We start from the raw sequence: 21,883 nt of genomic DNA, 5'->3' as shown, positions 1-21,883 counted from the left end.
CGAAATCCCGGGGGTGGACGGGGTGATGTTCGGCTTCGGGCGGAACCCCGGCCGCCCGGGAGTCGGGTGTCAGTGCCTTGCGGCATGATGGAGGCATGAACCAGGAACAGCGTCCTGCCGGCAGCAGTGTTTCCGGTGCGGCCGCCCCCATGGGCCAGTTCAGCCGGCCCACCAGGGACTGGTTCCTTGGCGCGTTTTCCGAGCCGACTCCTGCGCAGGCCGGGGCCTGGAACGCCATCTCCTCAGGATCGCATGCGCTGGTGGTGGCCCCCACCGGCTCCGGAAAGACCCTCGCGGCCTTCCTCTGGGCGCTGGACAGGCTGCTCGCCTCGGCGTCCCAGGCCCCTGATCCCGCCGCTGCCGAAGCGCCCGCAAAAGGCAAGCGGGCCCGGGCGCCAAAGCGCAAGACCCGTGTCCTCTACATTTCGCCCCTTAAGGCTTTGGGCGTTGACGTGGAACGGAACCTGCGGTCCCCGCTGATCGGCATCACCCAGACGGCAAAGCGGCTGGGACTTCCCGCCCCGCTGATCACGGTAGGGGTCCGGTCCGGGGACACTCCCGCTGCGGACCGCCGGACGCTGTTGACCAACCCGCCGGACATCCTCATCACCACCCCGGAGTCGTTGTTCCTCATGCTCACCTCCAAGGCCCGCGAAACCCTTGCCGAGGTGGACACCATCATCATTGACGAGGTCCACGCCGTGGCCGGGACCAAGCGCGGGGCCCACCTTGCCGTGTCCCTGGAGCGGCTGGACGCGCTGCTGCCCAAGCCTGCGCAGCGCATCGGGCTTTCCGCCACGGTGGAGCCGCGGGAGCTGGTGGCCCAGTTCCTGGCCGGTTCAGCCCCCGTGGAGATCGTCGCCCCGCCGGCCAGGAAGAACTGGGACCTCACCGTATCGGTGCCCGTGGAGGACATGTCGGACCTGCAGGGCGCGGCAGGGGCGTTCGACTCCGGCCCGGCTTCCGGCCTGCAGCCGCAGGCTTCCATCTGGCCGCATGTGGAGGAAAAGATCGTGGACCTGGTGCTGGCCAACCAGTCCACCATCGTCTTCGCCAACTCCCGGCGGCTTGCCGAACGCCTCACGGCGCGGCTCAACGAGATCTACGCCGAACGCCAGCTGATTGCCGTCGGCGGGGGCTGGGACGATCCCGGCCCGGAAGGGCAGGCCGGCGCGCCCGGCACGCCGGGGGGACCGCCGTCGGGCATTCCCGCTTCAACCGCCACCCCTGCGCACATGATGGCCCAGGCCGGCAGCTCCGCGGGCGCTGATCCGGTCCTGGCCCGCGCCCACCACGGTTCCGTGTCCAAGGACCAGCGCGCGCTCATCGAGGACGACCTCAAGTCCGGGCGGCTGCGCTGCGTTGTGGCTACGTCGTCCCTGGAACTGGGCATCGACATGGGTGCCGTGGACCTGGTGGTGCAGGTGGAGTCGCCGCCGTCCGTGGCCAGCGGCCTGCAGCGGGTGGGACGCGCCGGGCACCAGGTGGGCGAGATTTCCCAGGGCGTCCTTTTCCCCAAGCACCGGGCAGACCTGGTCCACACAGCCATCACCGTGGAGCGGATGCTGGGTGGCAAGATCGAGCGGCTCAGCATCCCGGCCAATCCGCTGGACATCCTGGCCCAGCAGACCGTTGCCGCAACCGCCCTGGGCAGCATCGACGTGGAGGAGTGGTTCAGCACCGTCCGGCGCTCGGCGCCTTTTGCTTCCCTCCCCCGGTCAGCGTTCGAGGCGACCCTCGACCTCCTGGCGGGGCGCTACCCGTCCGACGAGTTCGCCGAGCTGCGGCCACGGATCATCTGGGACCGCAACGCCGGCACCATCGAGGGGCGGCCCGGAGCCCAGCGCCTGGCCGTTACGTCCGGCGGCACCATCCCGGACCGCGGCCTGTTCGGCGTCTACATCATCGGCACCGAACAGGAAGGCTCTGCCTCCCCCTCCGGGGACGGCAAACCGGCGCGCGCACCAAAGGGCGGCCGGCGCGTGGGCGAGCTGGACGAGGAAATGGTCTACGAGTCCCGGGTGGGGGACGTCTTTGCCCTGGGCGCCACCAGCTGGAAGATCGAGGACATCACCCACGACCGCGTCCTGGTCTCCCCCGCGTTCGGGCAGCCCGGCAAGCTGCCGTTCTGGAAGGGCGATTCGCTGGGGCGGCCCGTGGACCTGGGCCGCGCACTTGGCGCCTTCGTCCGCGAACTGTCCGCGTCCGACGCCGGCCCTGCCACCGAGCGCTGCAAGGCCAGCGGCCTGGACGACTTCGCCGCCAACAACCTCATCCAGTACCTCAACGAGCAAAAGCAGGCCACCGAGGTGGTCCCCAGCGACACCACCCTGGTGGTGGAGCGGTTCCACGACGAACTGGGCGACTGGCGCGTGATCCTGCACAGCCCGTTCGGCATGCCGGTGCACGCGCCCTGGGCATTGGCTGTGGGGCAACGGCTGCACCAGCGCTACGGACTGGACGGCTCCGCCATGGCCGCCGACGACGGCATCGTGCTGCGGGTGCCCATGATGGAGGACGAGCCGCCCGGCGCCGAGCTGTTCCTCTTCGATCCCGAGGAACTCGAGCAGATCGTCACGGCAGAGGTGGGCGGCAGCGCCCTGTTTGCCTCGAGGTTCCGGGAGTGCGCTGCCCGTGCGCTGCTGCTGCCGCGCCAGACCCCGGGCAAGCGCCAGCCGCTCTGGCAGCAGCGCCAGCGGTCGGCCCAGCTGCTGGACGTGGCCAGGAAGTACCCCACGTTCCCCATCGTGCTGGAAACAGTCCGCGAATGCCTGCAGGACGTCTACGATCTGCCGGCGTTGAAGGACATCGCCGCGTCCGTGGAACGGCGTGAGCTGCGGATCCTGCAGACCACCACCCAACAGCCCTCGCCGTTCGCCAAGTCCCTCCTCTTCGGTTACGTGGCCCAGTTCCTCTATGAGGGCGATTCCCCGCTCGCCGAACGGCGGGCCGCCGCCCTGGCCCTGGACTCCACCCTCCTGAACGAGCTGCTGGGCCGGGTGGAACTGCGCGAACTCCTGGACGCCAAAGTCATCGAGGCCACCGAACGCGAGCTGCAGCGGCTGGCCCCTGACCGGCGTGCACGGGGCATGGAGGGCGTCGCGGACCTCCTGCGGTTGCTGGGCCCGCTGACGGCTGGGGAAACGGCGGCACGGCTCCAGGGTTCACAGCCGGCAGGGGACGCAATCCAGGTGCCCGAGCCCGGTGACGCTCCGCCGGTCGAGGCTGCGGCAACCGTGCAGGAGGCGGCGGCCCACCTGGCCGCGCTCCAGCGCGCCAACCGCGCCATCAAGGTCAACATCGGCGGGGTTGAACGCTTCGCCGCCGTGGAGGATGCAGCCCGACTCCGCGACGCCATTGGCGTTCCGCTGCCCATGGGCGTTCCGCTGGCCTTCATCGAGCCGGTGGCCGATCCCCTGGGCGACCTTGTCTCCCGGTATGCCCGGACCCATGGGCCCTTCACCGCTGCCGAAGCCGCTGCCCGGCTGGGCCTCGGTGTGGCTGTGGTGGGTACGGCCCTGAAACGCCTGGCAGCGGATGGACGCGTGGTGGAGGGGGAATTCCGGCCCCACGTCACCCCGCCCGAAACCGCGCCGCCGGAGGCCGGCGAACCTGCCGGACCACCGCCAGCCGATGAAGCCGCCAGCGCTCCCGTCCCCGACGTTGCGCACACTATCCCCAGCGAATGGTGCGACGCCGAGGTGTTGCGCAAGCTCCGCCGTCGTTCCCTGGCCGCGCTGCGTGCCGAAGTGGAGCCGGTGGACGCTGCCGCCTACGGACGCTTCCTGCCCGCGTGGCAGCATGTCAGGACTCCCGGCGGCGGCCGCGGCCAGCCCTCGCTGCGCGGCCTGGACGGCATCATCACCGCCATCGACCAGCTCTCAGGGGTGCCCGTCCCCGCGTCAGCCTGGGAGCCCCTGGTGCTGGCCACACGGGTATCCAATTACCAGCCCGCGATGCTGGATGAACTGATGGCTGCAGGTGAAGTCCTGTGGTCGGGGGCCGGGGCGCTCCCGGGAAACGATGGCTGGATCAGCCTTCACCTGGCGGACTCGGTGGAACTGACCCTCAACCCATCGCCCGAGTTTGAACCGGGGGACGCCGGCCAGCGGCTCCTGGACCACCTGCGGAACAACGGCGGCGGGTATTTCTTCCGCCAGCTGACCGAAGTGGCGGGCGGTATGGACGCCGTGCTGAGCGACCAGGAGGTGGTGGCTGCGCTGTGGGACCTCGCATGGGCCGGCAGGATCACCGGTGACACGTTCGCCCCGGTCCGGGCCTTGATCGCGGGAGGCCACACGGCCCACCGCCAGGTGGCAAGGGCACCACGTGCCAGGGCGCCGCGGCTCAGCCGGCTGGGCCGCTCCCACGGCACCGGCCTGATGGGCTCCCCCGGGCTGGCCGGCGGCCGGTATGGAACGCAGGGTGCCGCCACTCCGCCCACCGCCGCCGGGCGGTGGTCGGCGCTTCCCGAGCCTGAACTCGATCCCACCATCCATGCCCGCGCCACGGCGGAACTCCTGCTGGACCGCTATGGCGTGGTCACCCGGGGCTCGGTCATGGCCGAACAGATCGTGGGTGGCTTCGGCCTGATGTACAAGGTCCTGGCCCGGCTGGAGGAGACGGGCCGCTGCCGCCGGGGGTACTTCATCGAACATCTTGGTGCCGCCCAGTTCGCTGTTCCGGCCACCGTGGACCGGCTCCGCTCCTACTCGGAAGACACGCAGCTGGCTAAGGCCGAACCGGTGGCCCTGGCCCTCGCCGCCACCGATCCCGCCAACCCCTACGGTGCGGCCCTCCCCTGGCCCGCGCTGCAGGACGACGCCGGAACCGGCCACCGTCCCGGCCGGAAGGCCGGCGCGCTGGTGGTCCTGGTGGACGGTGCGCTGGTCCTGTACGTCGAGCGTGGCGGGAAGACCCTGCTGGCCTTCAGCGATGACGAGGCCGTCCTGGCGGCGGCGGGTGCCGCGCTGGTGGGGGTGGTCACCCGCGGTGCGGTGGACAAGCTGATCATGGAGAAAGTGAACGGGCACGGCATCCTGGACACCCCGGTGGCCGCTGCCCTCAGCTCCGCCGGCGCCTACTCCACCCCGAAGGGATTGAGGATCCGTGCCTGAGGGCGATTCGGTTTGGCGGGCCGCCCGCCAGCTGCACCAGGCTTTAGCCGGACAGACGCTGCTCGCCTCGGACTTCCGCGTGCCCCGGTTCGCCACCCTCAACCTGGCCGGCTGGACCGTTGCCGAGGTGGTTCCCAGGGGCAAGCACCTGCTGATGCGGGTGGTCAGCCCGGAGGACAAACGGCTGACCATTCACTCGCACCTGAAGATGGAAGGCGCCTGGCAGGTGTATTCGCCTGGCGGAAGGTGGCGGAAGCCGGGATTCACCGCCCGGTGCGTGCTCCGCACGGCCGTGGCAGACGCCGTCGGCTTTTCCCTTGGCATTGTGGAAGTGGTGGCCACAGCCAATGAGGACTCCATCGTGGGATTCCTCGGCCCGGACCTCCTGGGCCCGGACTGGGACCCGGACGAGGCGGAACGGCGCATCCGTTCGCGCCCTGAGGTGCCGGTGGGGGTTGCCCTGCTGGACCAGCGGAACCTCGCAGGCATCGGGAACATTTACCGCTGCGAAACGTGCTTCCTGTCCGGGGTGCATCCCGCCACGCCGGTTTCCGGGGTCACGGACGTGCGGACCCTGATGACCGATGCCAAACAGCTTCTGGAAGTGAACCTCGGGCCCGGCCGCCGCGTCACCATCCTGAATGCCCGCGGCATGCCGGTGGGCAGGATGGCAGGCAGGCCCGGCTACTGGGTGTACGGCCGGGAACGCCAGCCCTGCCTGAAATGCGGCACGCCCATCCAGCGCGGACTCCTGGGCAAGCCAAACGGTGAGGAGGAGCGGGACATCTACTTCTGCCCGAAATGCCAGCCCGTACCCAGTTGATCTTTAGGCGCAGGTGGTCCTGTCAGGCGCAGCCCTCCGGAGCCATGGCGGTCCGTGCCTTGCCGTCGGTCTTCGGAACGGCGGCAGGAACCATGAAGCGCGGCAGCAGCACGTGGACCAGCGGACCAATGGCCAGGGCGTAGACCACCGTGCCCACGCCCACCGAGCCTCCCAGCAGCCAGCCGATGGCCAGCACGGACACCTCAATCAGCGTGCGCGACAGCCGGACTGACCACCCGGTCCGGCGCGCCAGTCCCGTCATCAGCCCGTCGCGGGCACCCGGCCCGAACCCGGCCCCGATGTAGCAGGCTGAGGCGACGCCGTTCACCAGGACGGCCCCTGCAAGAAGCCCGGCCTGGCCGGCCACGTGGGGTACGGCAGGAATCAGGGCCAGGCCGACGTCCGCAAATACGCCCACCAGGACCGCGTTGCAGAGAGTGCCGAAGCCGGGCATTTGCCGGAGCGGTATCCAGAGCAGCAGCACCAGGAAACTCACAGCGATGACCACCACACCGATGCTCAGACCCGTCCGGTTCGCCAGCCCCTGGTGGAACACGTCCCAGGGGTCCAGCCCCAGCCCGGCGCGGATGAACATGGCCAGGGAGATGCCGTACATGGCGAGGCCGGTGAAGAGCTGGAGGAGTCTGCGGGTCATCATGCAAACAACCATTCCATGCAACTGGCATCGGAATACATAGCCAGTTTGAGATACTGGCTACATGTCCACCACCTTGAGCGCCACCGCCCTGTCCCGCCTGCTTGGCACCTGGCACAACGGCACCGGCCCGGCCTACCGGGAACTGGCCGATGTGGTCCGGCTCCTGATCCTGGATGGCCGTGTAGCCCTGGACAGCGCGCTGCCCAGCGAACGGTCCCTTTCGGCAGCCCTCGGCATCAGCCGGACAACCGTTACCGCCGCCTACTCCAGCCTCCGGGAACAAGGCTTCCTCAGCAGCGGCCAGGGCAGCCGCGGCAAGACGCGCATCCCCGAACTCACGCCGTTCGGCCGGGCGCTTTACGGTCCGCAGCCGCGGCCGGCCGAACCGTTTACCGCACCTGGCCTCACCGCACCGGAAGGGTTGATCGACCTTGCCTATTCGGCCTTGCCTGCCAGCGGCGAGGTGGTGCACCGGGCCTTCGCCGCGGCATTGACGGAGCTTCCCGCCCTGCTGCCGGGATTCGGCTACGACGCCCTGGGATTAAGGCCCCTGCGCCAGGCGATTGCGGACAGGTATTCGGCAGCCGGGGCGCCCACCCAGGCAGGCCAGATCATGGTGACGTCCGGCGCGCAGCATGCCCTGACCATCATCATCCGCACGTTGGCAGGCCGGCAGGACCGGGTCATGGTGGAACACCCCAGCTACCCGCACGCGCTGGATGCCATCCGGGCGGCCGGCTGCCGTGCCGTCCCGGTGGCTTTCACGAAGTCCGGCTGGGACCTGCCCGCCATGGAGTCGGCCATGGCCCAGCAAAAGCCAAAGCTCGCCTACCTTGTCCCCGACTTCCACAACCCCACGGGCATGATCATGCCGGACGCCCAGCGCCGGCGGCTGGTCCGCGCCGCCGCCGCTGCCGGAACCGTGCTGGTAGCGGACGAGACACTCCGTGAACTGAACCTGGACGGCGTCGCCACCACTCCACTGGCCGCCTTCGGCAGCACGGTGGTGTCCATCGGATCCCTCAGCAAGTCGCATTGGGGCGGCCTGCGCACCGGCTGGATCCGGGCCTCGGAAACGATGATCCAGCGGTTTGCCGCGGCACGCACCACCCTGGATCTGGGCGGACCCGTCATGGAACAGCTCGCCGCCGCCCACCTGGTGCGGGCCCTGGACGAACCGCTGCCCGCGCTGCTGGAGACCCTCCGCGGCAACCGGGCAGCACTTCTCGGCCTCCTGGCCGAACATCTGCCCACCTGGCGCACCACGCATGCAGCCGGCGGCCTGTCCATCTGGTGCCGGCTTCCCACGCCCATCAGCACGGCGTTGACAGTGCTCGCGCCGGACTTCGGGGTCAGGCTGGCGGCGGGACCCCGGTTCGGCATCGGCGGCGCGTTCGAACGCAACCTGCGGGTGCCGTTCGCCCTTCCACCGGACAAGCTCGAAACGGCGGTGCTGGCGCTGCGCGCCGCCCAGGACAAGCTGGACTCGGCTCCCCAGCTGCGGCGCTCGCTCACCCATGCCCCCGCCGTCGCCATCGCCTGACGCCGGGCCCGGACCGGCCGCCGTCGGAATCGCCGGAACGGTGCCAAATCGCCGGAGAGGTACGGCGATCCCGCACCGTTCCGGCGATTTGGAGCGCCACACAGAACGTTAGGGGCAGTTACGCGTACACGCGCTCCAGGAAACCGCCCCAGGCCTTGGCCGTGGTCGCGGAATCGGCGGTGCCGCTGAAGTCGTGCACGGTCATGCCAACGGGGGCACCGAAAGCGTTGCGGCCGAAGAACCGGTAGAGGGCGTCCGGGGTGCGCACGCCCAGGAAGTGCTCATTGGAGAAGTCCACCTCGCCTGTCAGCCGGCCCACGCCGTCGAGCTCCACATCCACCGCAGCGCCCTGCCCGGCCGCGCCGGCACGCAGCGTTTCGCGAAGCCGGATGAAACCATCGGGGGCCTGGGATGCCGCCGGTGCCTGGACGTCCGTAAACACCACAGGCCTGCCGTCGAAGTACTGCAGGTACTGGCCCAGCGTGTGCAGGTAGAACTCGGTGTGGCGGCTGGCGCCGTCGTACTGCTGGTCCCAGTTGTCCGCGAAGATGCCGCTGTGGACGTAGTGGAGCCGGGCCCGGCCGCCGTCCAGCGGTTCCAGCACATGTTCCAGCTGGTTGAACCAGCCGTCGGGCCCGTCCATCCGGGAGACCAGGTGGTGCGGGTACTCCTCCACCGTCCTGACGTCCGGCCACTGGTCCGTGGGGAACATCCATGCGGGCGTTCCATTGGTCACCGCTTCCCACACCCGCTCGGGCGTGCCGGGGAGCTCCGTGTCGTAGACGATTTCGAAGTTGCGGTTGTCGGTCATTTGTCCTGCTCCTTGCCTGGATGGGATTCGTTGGTTGCCATGGGGGCACCGGTTTCTTTAAGTGCCGGGTGCAGCGCCACGACGAGCCGGTGCCGCCGCCCCCGTGGTGACTGGGCGTCGTCGTGATATTTGTCCACCAGCCGGGTGACCTCGGTGCCGAGCTCCTCGGCGAAGGCTGCACGGTCCGCCGCGGTGCGGAACGTGATCTCGCCATCAATGGCGAACGTAGCCAGCTTTTGCCGGGCAGCGGCGGCGCCGGCAATCAGCTTGCCCACCTCCTGGACCATCCGGCCCGCGAGCGCCAGCAGCCAAAAGGCGGAGAAGCGGTCTGCAAACCGTCGCGGGTCCGGGGACACCTCATTCAGCGCGATAGGTGAGATGAGGTAGGACGCCGCCGTGGCCTGCAGGACCCGCTCGGTCACATTGCCCTTGCGGCGTTCCTCCACCAGTTCCACCAGCCCGTGCCGCTCCAGCGCCTTGAGGTGGTAGTTCACCTTCTGCCGGGGCAGGCCGACACGGACGGCCAGCTGCGTGGCGGAAGCCGGCTGGACCAGCTCGCGCAGGATCCGGGTGCGGATGGGGTCCAGGGATACCTCGGCCGTGGCCGGGTCCTCGATGACGGCGATGTCCTGCATGCCTCCACTATCGCAACCGACAACTTTTATTGTCAAGAACTTTTTTATCGTCGGTGGTGGCTGGACCCGGCCCCGGAGGGCCACGGCGGCCCCGGTAGAATGGGCGGGTGATGCAATCCCCCCTTCCCGTGCGCGACGGCGTTAACGCCACCCGCCTGCGCCTTCCGGAAGAGGGTCCGTGGCACACCGCAATGGACTACATGATGCACCGCTGGGGACATATCGATCCGCAGGGCATCGAGGAGAGGTTCGACGCCGGCGAGATCGTTGGCGAGGGCGGCGTCCCCCTGGACCGCGCCACTCCGCTGCAGGACCACACCTTCATCTGGTACTACCGCACGCTGCCGCCGGAGACGCGGCTGCCCGTGGGAATCAGCATCCTCCACCAGGACAACCACCTGCTGGTGGTGGACAAGCCGCACTTCCTGCCCACCACCCCGGGCGGCACGTACATCCAGGAGTCGGCCCTGGTGCGCCTGCGCAACCAGTTGGACCTGCCGGACCTGATCCCCATGCACCGGCTGGACCGGATGACCGCCGGCGTCCTGCTCTTCTCCACCAACCCGCAGACCCGCGGCCGGTACCAGGTGCTTTTTGAGAAGCGGCAGGTGCAGAAGGAATACGAGTGCGTCTCGGCCGCCGAGCCCGCGCAGGGGTACCCCGCCATCGACTTTCCCGTGGTGGTGCGCAACCGGATGACCAAGTCCCGCAGCTACCTGCTGGCGGAGGTCATCGACGGCGAGCCGAACGCGGAAACCAGGATTGAGCGGCTGGAAACGTTCGACGGCGGCCCGGCGGCGGTTGCCGCGGGCACCGGTGCCGGCGGCAGGCCGCGCCTGGCCAGGTACCGGCTGGAACCGCACACCGGAAAGACCCACCAGCTGCGGGTGCACATGGCCTCGCTGGGGCTGGGGATCGTGAACGACGCCTTCTACCCGGACCTGCTGGACAAAGCCCCGGACGACTACGCCAGACCGCTGCAGCTGCTGGCACGCGGCATACGGTTCGTGGATCCGATCTCCGGCCGGCCGGTGGAGTACCGCAGCAGCCTGGAACTCAGCGAAGCGGCCCCAGCACGTCCCTGAACACCGCCTCCACGTCCGCGGTGTGCAGCACGAACTCCACCAGTTCCAGGCCGCTTGCCGGATGCGAGGCCCGGAAACCATCAACGGCCTCCAGCGCCGCCTGCGCCACCGCCGCAGCCGGCCACCCATAGGCTCCGGCCCCCACGGCCGGGAAGGCAAGCTCCCCGGCTTCCAACCTGTCGGCCAGCCGCAGGCTTTCGCTGAAGCAGGACACCAGGAGCGCACGGTTGGTCTGTCCGGCGCGGCGGTTGGGTCCCACCGTATGGATCACCCAGCGGGCCGGCAGCCGGAACGCCGGCGTGGCCACGGCGGCCCCGGTCTGGAGGCCGTGCGGCAGCGCCGTGACACGCAGTTCCCGGCACGCTGCCAGCAATTCCGGCCCGGCGGCCCGGTGCAGCGCACCGTCCACTCCCCCGCCGCCCAGCAGCGAAGGGTCGGCGGCGTTCACCACCACGTCCACCCGCCGCTGCGTAATGTCGCCCTGCAGAACCGAGATCCGCATGCCGCCAGTTTCCCAAGTGCGGTACCTTGTGGCAATGGACTTCGGCGGCATTGACAGCTGGGGGGCGGCCCTTTATTTCTGGGTCATCCCGGTGGTGATCGGCGACGCCATTTTTCCGCCCATCCCGTCGGAGATGGTGGTGATTACCGGAGGCGCGCTGTCCGCCGACGGCCGGGCCAACGTGTTCCTGGTGCTTGTCCTGGCCGCCCTGGCCTCCTGGATGGGAGACATGGTGGTGTTCCAGCTCTTCCGGCGGCGGCTGAGCCATGTGCTGGACCGCTGGAAATGGGGCCGCCGCGTCCACGCCGGCATCCATGCCGGACTGGCCAAGGCGGGCCGTTCATCCACCTACGGCACCATCATCGGGGCCCGGTTCATCCCCGGCGGCAGGCTGGCCACATCGGCCGCCTCCGGGATCGCGAACGTCTCCGTGCGGGGCTTCAGCCTCTGCGCCGGGCTGGGGGCGGTCCTGTGGGCATGCTGGCTGGTGGGGCTGGGCTACTTCACCGGTTCGGCCACCAAGCTGCCGTTCTGGGCCAGCTCACTCATCGGCGTGGCCGTTGGCCTGGTGATCGGCGCCGTCGTGGGGATCATCGTCACCCGGCGGCGCGGAGACCGGTCGCCGGTGGAGGACGAGCCGATCCCCGACGCAGGCTAGACGGGCAGCCACGTGCCGCGGCTGCGCCGCAGCACGCTGAGCGAGCCTGTCAGCGCAACGCGTTCGACGGCGTCGCGCATCATGGCTGCCGACTCCACCGCCTGCCGGTTCTCGCCGCTGTACTCGCTGGCTTCGACGAGGAAGCGCAGGTTCAGCTGCGGCACGCCGCCGGCGAGCTGGAGCTGGTGCGCCTCCACGTGGTGGCGCGTGCCCAGCGCCTCCACGGCCGCGTCCATGACAGCCTCCGGCGGATTGCCCGGCCGCAGCCCGGTGATCTTGAGGCGGGTCTGGAAGGAAGGCATGCCTCCAACCCTATCCAAACCCCCGCTCACATCCTGCGCCTGGATCCGAAACGCCCGCCCACCTTCCGGGCGGGAGGTGGGCGGGCGTTCCATGGAAAGCCGCCAAACGTGAGCGGGCGTGTGCCTAGCCGGTGTTGCGGAGGCCCGCCGCCACGCCGTTGACGGTGATCAGCATGGCCCGCTGGAGGCGTTCGTCGATTTCCGCTCCGCTGATCCCGGCTTCGGTACGGATGCGGCGCAGGAGTTCCACCTGCAGGTAGCTGATGGGGTCCAGGTACTGGTCGCGGATTTCCAGCGAGCGCTTCAGCGTGGGCTGCGCGTCCAGGAGCAGGTTCTCGCCGGTCAGCTTCCGGACCTCGGCAACGGTGAGCTCATACTCGTCCCGGATGCTCCGGAACAGGTGGTGCAGCTCCTCCGGGACCAGGGTGGCCACGTAGTAGCCGGCGATGTCCATGTCCGTTTTGGCGAGCGTCATTTCCACGTTGGACAGCACCGAGCGGAAGAAGTGCCAGTGGTCCATCATCTCCACCAGCTGGGCGGAATGTCCGGCCTCACGGGCCGCCTTCAGTCCGGAACCGACGCCGAACCAGCCGGGCACGATCTGGCGCGACTGGGTCCAGCCGAACACCCAGGGGATGGCGCGCAGGCCGCCGAGTCCGGCGCCGGAGTCGGGGCGCTTGGAGGGGCGGGAGCCGATGTTGAGGGAACCCAGCTGCTCCACGGGCGTGGAGGCCATGAAGTAGGCGGGCAGGTCCGGGTGGTCGATCAGCTTGCGGTAGCGGTCGAAGGCGGCATCCGAGATGGCCTCCATGACGTGCCCGTAACGCTCGCGCTGGTCCTCCGAGGTCCGCGGATCGCGGTGCAGGGCCGAACCCTGCAGCACCGCGGCGAGGGACAGCTCCAGGTTTTCCCGGGCGAGTTCCGGCAGGGAGTACTTGTCGGAGATGACTTCGCCCTGCTCGGTGAACTTGATTTCGCCTTCCAGGACGCCGTTCGGCTGGGCAAGGATGGCGTCGTAGGTGGGCCCGCCGCCGCGGCCCACGGAGCCGCCGCGGCCGTGGAACAGGCGGACGCGCACCCCGTGCTTGGCGGCCACGTCGCGCAGTTTTCGCTGGGTCTTGTGGATCTCCCACTGGCTGGTCATCACGCCGGATTCCTTGTTGGAGTCCGAGTAGCCCAGCATCACTTCCTGGATGTCCCCGCGCAGCCGCACCAGTTCGCGGTAGGAGGGGTCGGACAGCAGCTGGTCCACGATCTCGGCCGAGGCGCGCAGCTCCTCGACGGTCTCCAGCAGCGGCGCGAAGCCGAGCTTGGCGTAGGGCTTGTCGCCAAAAAGGTTCACCAGGCCGGCTTCGCGGGCCAGCACGGCGGCGGCCAGGACGTCGTCGGCGCCGCGGGTCATGGAGATGATGTAGGTCTCGATGACGTCCGGGCCGTACATGCGCAGGGCCCGGCGGATCTCGCGGAAGACGTCATAGGTTCCGTCCGCGGCGCCGTCGAGCTTGATCGGGTGGCCGGACAGCGGGCGGCGGGAGGCCAGCTCGGAGCCCAGGACCTCGAAGCGTTCCTCGCGGCTCAGTTCGGCGTAGCGGAGCCCCGGGCCGCCGATCCGGTCCATCAGCTGCCCCACGGCGTCGTGGTGGTGGTCCGCGTGTTCGCGGATGTCCAGGGTGGCCAGGTGCAGGCCGAAGGAGGCGATGGCGCGGCGGACGCGGGCCAGGGACCCGTCCGCGGCCAGGGCGGCGGAATGGTTGCGCAGCGACAGTTCCAGCAGCTGCAGGTCCGCCATGAGTTCATCGGTTGCGTTGTAGTCGCGGCCGTGCTCGTGGTTGGAGTTTGCGGCCACCCGCTTGCCGGTGTTGATGAGCTTGGCCTTGATGCAGGTGAGTTTCAGCCGGTACGGCTCCTGGGCGTTCAGCTCCAGGACCCGCTTGTCCAGGCCGGGCAGCTTCTTCAGGTCCTCATCGATGGACTTCAGCAATGCCTCGTCCGCGCCTGCCAGTGCCGTGGAGTTGGACAGGATGGAAATCAGCTCATCGATCATGCCGATGCTGATCCGGATGGCGCTCTGGTTCTGGATCTGCAGGATTTCGCGGGTCACGGCGGCGGTGACATTCGGGTTGCCGTCGCGGTCGCCGCCGATCCAGGAGCCGAACCGGATGGGGGCGTCCTTGGACGCCAGGGTGACGCCGTGTTCGCCCAGGAGCTCGGAGAGCTCGGACAGCATCTCCGGCATGGCATCGGTGAGGATGCCGCCCAGGTAGTAGATGGCGTTCCGGGCCTCATCCACAGGGGTGGGCCGAACCTGGCGCAGCTCGTCGGTCTGCCACATCTGGTCAATGATCTCGGCCAGCTTCCGGTCCTGCCGGCGGCGTGCGGTGGACCCTTCGGCGGTGGGCTGGGCCAGGACGTCGGAGAGCTTGCGGATCTTGTCCAGGACGGAGCGGCGGGAGGCCTCGGTGGGGTGCGCCGTGAAAATGGGGCGCACGTCCAGCCCGTTGACCACTTCCTGCAGCACCCCGGGGCCGGCCTGGGTGGCGATCTCCGCCACGGTCTTGGCCAGCCAGCCGTCCTTCTCGGCCCGGGTCCGCAGGCCGCGAACGCGGTGGACCTGCTCGGCGGCGTTGGCCAGGTGGAAGTAGAACGCGAAGGCGCGCACCAGGTCGGTTGCCTGCTCGATGGGCAGGGATCCGAGCAGTTCACGGACCTGGGCAACGACGTCGTGCGCGCTCCAGGGGCCGGTGGCATGTGCACCGCCGCGGGCTGCTTCCTTGGATTCCTTGGTCAGGAGCCGGACCTGCTCCACCAGGTCCAGGAGTTCGGGTCCGTGCTGGCGGACCAGCGATTCCCCCAGAAGGGTGGAAACGCGGCGGACGTCCGCGCGCAGTTCGGAGGCGAGATCTGTTTCGGGCGCTGTTGCAGTGTGTGCCATTGAAGCAATCTTTCGAGGGTTATGGACTTGGCTCGTACACTGCGCTGGATACTGTGAGCCACGTTACTAGCTAAAGATGCTACCCCCGGTGCGGTGCAGCAGTGGAATCCGTCTCAAAAGATGTCGCGGTACCCCACATGGCGCTTCACGGCGTCCAGTTCCACGCGGAGCTGCTCCACCTCGCTGCGCCAGGCGGCATCGTCAGCCTTACGACGGCGGGCCCTCCCCGCCTGAACGGCGGCGGCCGCCAGCCCCACCGGCACCGAAACGGCCAGGGCCCAGCCGGCGGCTGCGAAGAAGTCCAGGGCCACAGGCAGCGCAGCGCGGAAGTCGATGAAGTCGTTGACCCCGCCGGCCATGCCCGCCAGGGCCCCGTCAAGCGGCTCCAGGAACCGGCCCACCACCGGGGTCCCGGAAAGCGGCGGCGGAACGAGCTTGGCTTGCGCGTCCCCGCCCCAGCGCCCGTCCGCCAGGTGGTTCAGGACGTAGATGCCGGCGCCAACATTGGCTGCCATGAAGACGACGACGGCGGCGAGCGCGGCGAGGTCGGCCCGCCTGCGTCGCCATGCCAGCACCATGGCACCGGCAACCAGCGCCGCCAGCCACGTAAGCGCCGCCAGCCACTCCCGATTCACTCCGGCAAGGATGTCCACCCCTCCATTCAACCCCGGCGGACCACCGTGCAGCTGGAATCCGGGATGCCCAGCGGGTTGCCGGCGTCCGTCCGGCGGAATGAACCGTCCATGCCTGCGGTTGTAGCGGGGGCAACGCAACCGGAAGGAACCATGGCCACCACCCCAGCCACCCCCGCTAACGCCCCCGCCGCCATTCCCGCCGCCAAGGTCGAGCGCTGGCAGCGCTTCCGCACCAGCCGGGACAAAGCCCTGGCAGCGCCGCACGGCTGGCTCACCCTCACCTCGTTCCAGTGGCTCGAAGACGCCCCCGCCGCCGTCGACCTGGCCCCGGGCCTGTGGTCCACGGACCCCGGAGGCACCGCGGCGTTCCTCACCGCTGCTCCGCCGGACGGGCTCACGCTGGTGGAGACGGGGGAAAAGGTGGACGGCACGGTGTCCGCCGTCCTGGCGGACGAGGAGTCGCTGATGTGGGTGCAGTTCGGCGGCCCCAATGGGGACCAGGTGGTGGTGGAACTGGCCATGCGCGGCGGGCGGTACGCCATCCGCACCCGGGACTCTGCATCTCCGGCCTTCACCGGGTTTGACGGCGTCCCCACCTACCCGTACAACCCGGACTGGGAGGTGGCGGGCCGGTTTGAGCCCTACCCGGCCCCGGTGGACGTGCCGATCAGCACCGCGAACCCCCTGGTGGACGGCGTGCACCGCAGCGTGGGGGAAGTGGTGTTCAGGCTGCCCGGCAGCAACCATGAGTTCCGGCTCCAGGCGGAGGAAGAGAAGCTCGGCGCCCTGACCGTCACGTTCCATGACGAGACCAACGGCGACACCACCGACGAATGGCGGAAACTCTCCATGCCCAGGCCCCGGCACGATGCCTCGGGCAGGACGACCGTGGTGCTGGACTTCAACCGGGCCATCAACTACCCCAGCGCCTTCACGCCCTACGGCACCTGCCCCATGCCGGTGAGGAACAACAGCCTGGACATCCGGGTGGAGGCAGGCGAGAAGCAGCCGTACCCTGCCTAGGAGATGGCGGAGATCCCGGTGATGGCCCGGCCCACGATCAGGGTGTTCACCTCGAACGATCCCTCGTAGGTGTAGATGGCCTCGGCGTCGGCGAAGATCTTGGCCATCCGGTAATCGGTGACGATGCCGTTTCCGCCCAGGATGGAACGGCCCAGCGCCACGGTTTCCCGCATCCTGGCACTCAGGTAGGACTTGGCCAGCGCCACCTGCGGCATGTCTGCAGCACCCTGGTCCTGCAGCCTGGCGATCCCGGCCATCATGGCCATGCTGGCCACGGCGTTGCCCAGCATGGTCACCAGCTGCTGCTGGATCAGCTGGAAGTGTGCCAGCGGGCGGCCGAACTGCTCGCGTTCCACGGCGTACTGCCGGGCGACGTCGAACGCCGCCAGCTGCTGGCCCACCGTCTGCCAGGCCACCATGATCCGCGAGCTGCGCAGCAGTTCCTTGGTGTCCTCGAAGCTGCTGATCCCGCTGAAGCGGTCCGCCTCCGGTACCCGGACCTCCCGGAACACGATGTCCGCGTTCTGGACAGTGCGCAGCGCGATCTTGTTCTCGATCCTGCTCCGGCTTACCCCCGGCAGGGTGGCGTCCACGACGAAGCCCCGCACGGAACCGTCCCCCTCGTCCCGTGCCCACACCAGCATGTAGTCGCAGAATGTCCCGTTGCCGATCCACCGCTTGGCGCCGTTGAGCACCCAGGTGTCGCCGCCGCCGTCCGGCTCCCCGGTGCTGGACGATATCCGCCGTGCCCGCGTCTCCATGCCGCCCGCCACGTCGGACCCGTGCAGGGGTTCGGTGAGGGCGAAGGCGCCCGTGGTGCGCAGCTCCGAGGCGTCAGCCAGCAGCCGCTGCTTCTGGTCCTCGCTGCCGAAGGTGTGCAGGGACTCAACGAAGAGATCGTGGTGGACCAGGAAGAAGGTGGCGATGGAGGTGTCCACCCGGGTCATCTCCGCAATGACCAGCCCGGCGAACAGGTGGCTGTAGCCGCGGTGGGCGGGCGTGCTCAGTTCCAGCGCAGCCAGCTTGGGCAGGATGTGGGCGGGGAACTCGGCCTTGTTCCACCAGTCCCCGGCGTACGGCGCCACCTCGGCGGCCAGAAAGTCCCGCAGCTCGGCCAGCTTGTTCCTCTCGGCCTGGCCCAGCAGGGATTCGACGGCGAAGAAGTCCGCCGCGGGCAGCTGTGACACGTCAGGCGCGCTCATTTCGGCCCCATCCGGATGGCACCGTCAAGGCGGATGGTTTCGCCGTTCAGCATGGCGTTGTCCACGATGTGCGCCACCAGGTTGGCGTACTCCGCCGGCTTGCCCAGCCGGGACGGGTGCGGAACCTGGGCGCCCAGCGAGTCCTGGGCCTCCCGGGGCAGGCCGGCCATCATGGGGGTCTCGAAGATTCCCGGCGCAATGGTGACCACGCGGACCAGCGAGCGCGCCAGCTCCCGCGCGATGGGCAGCGTCATGGCGGCCACCGCCCCCTTGGACGCGGAATATGCAGGCTGGCCGATCTGCCCTTCAAAGGCCGCCACGGAGGCGGTGTTGATGATGACGCCGCGCTCCGGGCCGCCCAGCGCGGTGACGGCGGGCTCGGTGGCCACCATCGCCTCGGCCGCCAGCCGCAGGACGTTGAAGGTGCCGATCAGGTTCACCTGGATGACACGGCTGAACGTTTCCAGCGGCAGCACGCCGTCGCGTCCCAGGACCTTTCCGGGGGTGGCGATCCCGGCGCAGTTCACCACGATCCGGAGCGGGCCCATCCCTGCGGCGGTCCCGACGGCGGCCCGCACGTCCGCCTCGCTGGTCACGTCAGCGGGGGCGAAGACGGCGGACTGGCCGGCTTCGGCCCGGCCGTTGAGTTCGTCCGCGGCTGCCTGCCCGTTGGAAGACGGGAGGTCAACGAGCACTACGGAGGCCCCGCCGTCGAACAACCTCCGCGCCGTGGCAGCTCCCAGCCCGGAGGCACCGCCTGTCACCAGTGCGACGCAGCCCTTGATGTCCATACATCCTCCTTGATGCGTGTCCCCATGCCGCGGCGCGGCCTCGAGCAACAGTTAATGAATGTTAACTGAAATGCGCCACCGCCGCACGCGCCCGGGCTGCGTGTGCCCCGTTAGGGTGGACGGCATGACCTCCAGCAGCACCTCCTTGACCGCCTGGCAGGACAGGGCGAACCACGCGGCCCGGTCGGTGACCGCGCTGTTCGGCCGGAAACTGCTGTTGCTGCCCGGAACCCACCTGGGCGCCGTGCTGTGGCAGGGCAAGCACCCGGCGGGGCAGGACCAGCCTGCGGCAGGGCAGGGACAGGAGCCCGGCGTCCGGCGGCTGGGACGGTGGCTCGCGGCGCTCCGGCGCGTCCGGCCGGCCGCGGGCCTGGTCCTCCCGTGGCACTACTGGTGGCAGGCCCATTACGTGGACTGCCTGGTGGATACCGGCTGGCGGGAGCTGGGCGGCGGAGCCACCCCCGCGGCCCGGTTCAACGGCCCGGACCGGCCCAGCGCCGGACGCCTGGCCTCGCGCCTGGTCACCGGCATCAGGCTGCGCAACGCCCTGACCTTCGTGAACAGCTACTACGACGACATGGCGTGGCTGGCGCTGGCAACGCTGAGGCTGGACGGGCTGGCTGAGGAGACACGGCGCCCCGGCCGCCGCCGCAACGCCACGGTCCGCGCATCGCTGACGCTGCAGTTCGACGCCGCATGCACCGATGACCTGGGCGGCGGCACGTTCTGGAGCAAGAAGCGGGACTTCAAGAACACCCCTGCCACGGCCCCCGTGGCGTTGTTCTACGCCCGCACCGGGCAGCGCGGCAAGGCGCAGGCGCTGCTGGACTGGCTGGACGCCACCCTCTTCGACCGGGACCAGGGCCTGTACCTGGACGGTGTGCGCCCGGACCCCGCCGGCGGCGTGGTGGTCGAACGCGCCGTGTACACCTACAACCAGGGTCCCGTGCTGGGGGCCCTCCTGGAACTGGGCGGCGACGCCAACCTCGCACGGGCGGCAGCCCTGGTGGACGCGGTAAACATGAAGCTCACCGCCGTGGACAGCCCAGTGCTCCGGTGCGAAGGAACGGGCGACGGCGGCCTCTTCACCGGGATCCTCTGCCGCTACCTGGCGCTCGCGGCAGCCGACACCCGGCTGCCCGCAGCCACCCGTGCCACGGCTGCCCGGCTGGTGACGGACACCGCGGAGGCGTTCTGGTCCGGCCGGCGCTCCGTCGGCGCCGGGGAGGCCAGGGCACGGCTTGAAGGCACCAGCATCTTCTCCATCCATGCCGCCCACCCGGCCGCTGAGGCGTATCCCCCGGGCGCCGCCGTCGAGCTTTCCACGCAGCTGCAGGCGTGGATGACGCTGGAGGCTGCCGCGGCAGTTGCCGCGGCAAGTCCCGACGGCAGCGCGCCAACCGCTGGCTAACGGATGCCGGCCAGGGGCGTGACGGTGCCGGCCCCAAGCAGCACCCCGCCGTCGGCCGCCAGGCGGGCCTCCCTGGGGCCCGCGGGCGGAAACACCAGGGAGGTCAGGGACTGCCCGCCGACGAAGACCTCGATCGATGAGCGGTCCACGTATGCCGTGAGGTGCACCGTGTCCCCCGTGGGCCGGACCTGGACGGAACGCGGCTGCCGGTACTCGGTGTCGGCTGCCGGGTCGGCGGCCTTCCGTTGGCCGCCTGCCACCGTGTCACCGTCGCGGGCCACATAGGCCCGCCCGGCAGTGAAGTCGTAGCCAATGGTGGCGTAGGTGCTCCCGCCGCTTTGCAGGAGCAGCCGGGCTTCACCGGTCCCGTTCCCGGGTTTCTCCAGTTCGACGTCGACCTTGAAGGCGCCGCCCTCGGGAACCGGCAGCGGCTGCCCGTCCCCGATGCTGCCGGCCTGCAGGTGCGCCGGGTCCCCCTCCAGCGACCGGAGCCCGGCGGTGGGCGATGACGCCAGCACCGGGCGGCCGCCCTCGGAGGTGAGGCTGATGTCCCGCACCACCGAGGCGGCCCCCTGCCAGTCCTTTGTGGGCAGCTGCCGGGCGTAGGCCCAGTTGTTCATCCAGCCGATGGCGTGCCGGGAGGCCGTCCGCCGGCCGTCGTCCAGGCGCGGATCCTCCCAGGTGACGGCCGCGTAGAAGTCCGGGCCGCCGTCGAGCCACTGATGGCTGCCCTCGGGGGTGAAGGCCTTGCCGTCAAAGCCGCCGGTCCAGTAGGCCAGCCCCGTGCTGCGGCCCTCGGCGGAGCCGTTGGCGCTCGCCGCCAGGACCCAGGTGCGCTTGGCGGGGTCGCCGTCGACATCCATTTGGAAGAAGTCCGGGCACTCCAGGATGCCCAGCCCGTCCTTCTGGAAACCCGACACATAGGTCCATTGCAACAGGTCCTTCGAGGTGTAGAAGCCGATCTTGGAACCCTCGGCAAGCAGCATCAGCCACTGGTTGTTGGCGTCGTCCCGGACGATGCGCGGATCCCGCCAGTGCTCGGCGCCGGGGTTCTCCATCACGGGGTTTTGCCCGTAGCTTTGGAAGCTGTAGCCCTTGTCCGTGGAGTAGAACAGGGACTGGCGCTGGACGCCGTCGTGCTGCTGGGTGAGGACGGCGACCACCGCCCCCTTGCCGAACCCGGCCGTCCCCTCGGTGTCCACCACCGCGGATCCGGTCTCGATGTCGCCCAGGCCATTGCGGAACTTCTGGATGGCCACGCCCTCGTTCTTCCAGTGCACCAGGTCCGTGCTGGTGGCGTGGAACCACTCGGTGCCGTTTCCGTCCGGGTAGTCAGCGTTGTAGAGGTAGTAATAGTGCCAGACGCCGTCCAGGAGGAAGGGCCGCTGGGGATCGTTCATCCAGCGCTGGTCCGGGCTGAGGTGGTAGGCGGGGCGGTAGCCGGGATCCTGAGCCGGAGAAGATTCCGTGGGTGCGGCCGTGGGCTGCCCGGCCGGCCGGCTGTCGTCACGCTGGGCATTTCCCACGAGCACCAGCGAACCGGCCAGGGCCAGGGCTGCAACCGCGGCCACCACGGACCACAGGAGGGGCCGCCGCCGAAGGGCTGCAAACGCGGTTCTGAAAAAGGTGGATGGCATGTTGTGTCGATCCGTCGCTGAACGCACAAGTGCCGTCCCCCGGGTTCGGGGAACGGCACCAGCGCAAGTGAACCGTCAATTTTACCGGCCCGGCGCCCGGGAACCGAATCCCGGAGCG

The 21,883-nt window shown here is 69.5% G+C and carries 18 protein-coding genes; 7 read left to right on the top strand and 11 right to left on the bottom strand.

The genetic code is table 11. The features are described from left to right. Positions 1-95 precede the first annotated feature (95 nt). Together LDO14_RS03325 and LDO14_RS03320 are read left to right on the top strand one after the other, a co-directional pair. Positions 96-5,117, top strand: a complete 5,022-nt coding sequence (locus LDO14_RS03325) for an ATP-dependent helicase (protein ID WP_223993779.1) — start codon at positions 96-98, stop codon at positions 5,115-5,117. Then, positions 5,110-5,940: a DNA-formamidopyrimidine glycosylase family protein gene (locus LDO14_RS03320; protein WP_223993778.1), complete on the top strand. Its 831-nt coding sequence runs from the start codon at positions 5,110-5,112 to the stop codon at positions 5,938-5,940. Before LDO14_RS03325 ends, LDO14_RS03320 begins: the two co-directional genes overlap by 8 nt. A gap of 22 nt (positions 5,941-5,962) precedes the next feature. Here the strand turns inward: LDO14_RS03320 and LDO14_RS03315 are convergent, their stop codons facing one another. Then, positions 5,963-6,598, bottom strand: coding sequence for a membrane protein (locus tag LDO14_RS03315; RefSeq protein ID WP_018770845.1), 636 nt, complete (start codon positions 6,596-6,598; stop codon positions 5,963-5,965). A gap of 61 nt (positions 6,599-6,659) precedes the next feature. Here LDO14_RS03315 and LDO14_RS03310 point away from each other — a divergent pair, with 61 nt between their 5' ends. Next, positions 6,660-8,141: a PLP-dependent aminotransferase family protein gene (locus LDO14_RS03310; protein ID WP_223993776.1), complete on the top strand. Its 1,482-nt coding sequence runs from the start codon at positions 6,660-6,662 to the stop codon at positions 8,139-8,141. 118 nt (positions 8,142-8,259) lie between these two features. Here LDO14_RS03310 and LDO14_RS03305 read toward each other — a convergent pair whose 3' ends face one another. Next, a complete protein-coding gene (locus tag LDO14_RS03305; protein ID WP_144601236.1) occupies positions 8,260-8,952 on the bottom strand; it encodes an SRPBCC domain-containing protein in 693 nt (230 codons plus the stop codon). Next, positions 8,949-9,587, bottom strand: coding sequence for a helix-turn-helix domain-containing protein (locus tag LDO14_RS03300; RefSeq protein WP_223993774.1), 639 nt, complete (start codon positions 9,585-9,587; stop codon positions 8,949-8,951). Before LDO14_RS03300 ends, LDO14_RS03305 begins: the two co-directional genes overlap by 4 nt. 110 nt (positions 9,588-9,697) lie before the next feature. Here LDO14_RS03300 and LDO14_RS03295 point away from each other — a divergent pair, with 110 nt between their 5' ends. Then, positions 9,698-10,672 carry an RluA family pseudouridine synthase gene (locus tag LDO14_RS03295; protein WP_223995105.1) on the top strand — a complete coding sequence of 325 codons (975 nt, stop codon included), beginning with the start codon at positions 9,698-9,700 and terminating at the stop codon, positions 10,670-10,672. On the opposite strand, the gene LDO14_RS03290 is transcribed toward LDO14_RS03295, so the two are convergent. Further along, positions 10,644-11,174 (bottom strand): O-acetyl-ADP-ribose deacetylase, encoded by a 531-nt coding sequence (locus LDO14_RS03290; protein ID WP_018770840.1) that lies wholly within the window; start codon positions 11,172-11,174, stop codon positions 10,644-10,646. The genes LDO14_RS03295 and LDO14_RS03290 overlap by 29 nt on opposite strands. Before the next feature lie 34 nt (positions 11,175-11,208). Here LDO14_RS03290 and LDO14_RS03285 point away from each other — a divergent pair, with 34 nt between their 5' ends. Further along, positions 11,209-11,832, top strand: coding sequence for a VTT domain-containing protein (locus LDO14_RS03285; protein WP_043425249.1), 624 nt, complete (start codon positions 11,209-11,211; stop codon positions 11,830-11,832). Here the strand turns inward: LDO14_RS03285 and LDO14_RS03280 are convergent. The 4 genes from LDO14_RS03280 to LDO14_RS21555 form a co-directional block, all read right to left on the bottom strand. Then, complete coding sequence (locus tag LDO14_RS03280) at positions 11,829-12,134, bottom strand: hypothetical protein (RefSeq protein ID WP_223993772.1); 306 nt, start codon at positions 12,132-12,134, stop codon at positions 11,829-11,831. The genes LDO14_RS03285 and LDO14_RS03280 overlap by 4 nt on opposite strands. 124 nt (positions 12,135-12,258) lie before the next feature. Beyond that, positions 12,259-15,066, bottom strand: coding sequence for a phosphoenolpyruvate carboxylase (gene ppc / locus LDO14_RS03275; RefSeq protein ID WP_144601233.1), 2,808 nt, complete (start codon positions 15,064-15,066; stop codon positions 12,259-12,261). 113 nt (positions 15,067-15,179) lie between these two features. Continuing rightward, on the bottom strand, positions 15,180-15,719 hold the full coding sequence (locus LDO14_RS03270; protein WP_018770836.1) for a hypothetical protein: 540 nt from the start codon (positions 15,717-15,719) through the stop codon (positions 15,180-15,182). Between the two features lie 8 nt (positions 15,720-15,727). Next, positions 15,728-15,853, bottom strand: coding sequence for a hypothetical protein (locus tag LDO14_RS21555; protein ID WP_263422042.1), 126 nt, complete (start codon positions 15,851-15,853; stop codon positions 15,728-15,730). Between LDO14_RS21555 and LDO14_RS03265 the strand changes: the two genes are divergently transcribed. Next, on the top strand, positions 15,852-16,724 hold the full coding sequence (locus LDO14_RS03265; protein WP_223993764.1) for a DUF1684 domain-containing protein: 873 nt from the start codon (positions 15,852-15,854) through the stop codon (positions 16,722-16,724). The genes LDO14_RS21555 and LDO14_RS03265 overlap by 2 nt on opposite strands. On the opposite strand, the gene LDO14_RS03260 is transcribed toward LDO14_RS03265, so the two are convergent. Then, the gene (locus LDO14_RS03260; RefSeq protein WP_018770833.1) at positions 16,721-17,926 is read right to left on the bottom strand and encodes an acyl-CoA dehydrogenase family protein; all 1,206 of its coding nucleotides are present in this window, start codon (positions 17,924-17,926) and stop codon (positions 16,721-16,723) included. The two genes, LDO14_RS03265 and LDO14_RS03260, sit on opposite strands and share 4 nt — an antisense overlap. Then, entirely contained in the window at positions 17,923-18,717 is a 795-nt protein-coding gene (locus tag LDO14_RS03255) for an SDR family NAD(P)-dependent oxidoreductase (protein WP_018770832.1), read from the bottom strand. Before LDO14_RS03255 ends, LDO14_RS03260 begins: the two co-directional genes overlap by 4 nt. A 124-nt stretch (positions 18,718-18,841) precedes the next feature. Between LDO14_RS03255 and LDO14_RS03250 the strand changes: the two genes are divergently transcribed. Continuing rightward, positions 18,842-20,128, top strand: a complete 1,287-nt coding sequence (locus tag LDO14_RS03250; protein ID WP_223993762.1) for a glycoside hydrolase family 76 protein — start codon at positions 18,842-18,844, stop codon at positions 20,126-20,128. On the opposite strand, the gene LDO14_RS03245 is transcribed toward LDO14_RS03250, so the two are convergent. Beyond that, complete coding sequence (locus tag LDO14_RS03245; RefSeq protein WP_223993760.1) at positions 20,125-21,765, bottom strand: glycoside hydrolase family 32 protein; 1,641 nt, start codon at positions 21,763-21,765, stop codon at positions 20,125-20,127. The genes LDO14_RS03250 and LDO14_RS03245 overlap by 4 nt on opposite strands. Positions 21,766-21,883: the final 118 nt, after the last annotated feature.

The organism is Arthrobacter sp. NicSoilB11 (assembly GCF_019977375.1).
Taxonomy (GTDB): Bacteria; Actinomycetota; Actinomycetes; order Actinomycetales; family Micrococcaceae; genus Arthrobacter.
This window is presented reverse-complemented; position numbering and strand designations above follow the sequence as displayed.

Excerpts from the sequence above, each read along its gene's own strand:
- LDO14_RS03245 (WP_223993760.1), bottom strand. The coding sequence starts at position 21,765 with ATGCCATCCACCTTTTTCAGAACCGCGTTTGCAGCCCTTCGGCGGCGG.
- LDO14_RS21555 (WP_263422042.1), bottom strand. The coding sequence starts at position 15,853 with ATGGTTCCTTCCGGTTGCGTTGCCCCCGCTACAACCGCAGGCATGGAC.
- LDO14_RS03300 (WP_223993774.1), bottom strand. The coding sequence starts at position 9,587 with ATGCAGGACATCGCCGTCATCGAGGACCCGGCCACGGCCGAGGTATCC.
- LDO14_RS03250 (WP_223993762.1), top strand. The coding sequence starts at position 18,842 with ATGACCTCCAGCAGCACCTCCTTGACCGCCTGGCAGGACAGGGCGAAC.
- LDO14_RS03295 (WP_223995105.1), top strand. The coding sequence starts at position 9,698 with ATGCAATCCCCCCTTCCCGTGCGCGACGGCGTTAACGCCACCCGCCTG.
- ppc (WP_144601233.1), bottom strand. The coding sequence starts at position 15,066 with ATGGCACACACTGCAACAGCGCCCGAAACAGATCTCGCCTCCGAACTG.
- LDO14_RS03280 (WP_223993772.1), bottom strand. The coding sequence starts at position 12,134 with ATGCCTTCCTTCCAGACCCGCCTCAAGATCACCGGGCTGCGGCCGGGC.
- LDO14_RS03310 (WP_223993776.1), top strand. The coding sequence starts at position 6,660 with ATGTCCACCACCTTGAGCGCCACCGCCCTGTCCCGCCTGCTTGGCACC.
- LDO14_RS03315 (WP_018770845.1), bottom strand. The coding sequence starts at position 6,598 with ATGATGACCCGCAGACTCCTCCAGCTCTTCACCGGCCTCGCCATGTAC.
- LDO14_RS03305 (WP_144601236.1), bottom strand. The coding sequence starts at position 8,952 with ATGACCGACAACCGCAACTTCGAAATCGTCTACGACACGGAGCTCCCC.
- LDO14_RS03260 (WP_018770833.1), bottom strand. The coding sequence starts at position 17,926 with ATGAGCGCGCCTGACGTGTCACAGCTGCCCGCGGCGGACTTCTTCGCC.
- LDO14_RS03285 (WP_043425249.1), top strand. The coding sequence starts at position 11,209 with ATGGACTTCGGCGGCATTGACAGCTGGGGGGCGGCCCTTTATTTCTGG.
- LDO14_RS03325 (WP_223993779.1), top strand. The coding sequence starts at position 96 with ATGAACCAGGAACAGCGTCCTGCCGGCAGCAGTGTTTCCGGTGCGGCC.
- LDO14_RS03265 (WP_223993764.1), top strand. The coding sequence starts at position 15,852 with ATGGCCACCACCCCAGCCACCCCCGCTAACGCCCCCGCCGCCATTCCC.
- LDO14_RS03290 (WP_018770840.1), bottom strand. The coding sequence starts at position 11,174 with ATGCGGATCTCGGTTCTGCAGGGCGACATTACGCAGCGGCGGGTGGAC.
- LDO14_RS03255 (WP_018770832.1), bottom strand. The coding sequence starts at position 18,717 with ATGGACATCAAGGGCTGCGTCGCACTGGTGACAGGCGGTGCCTCCGGG.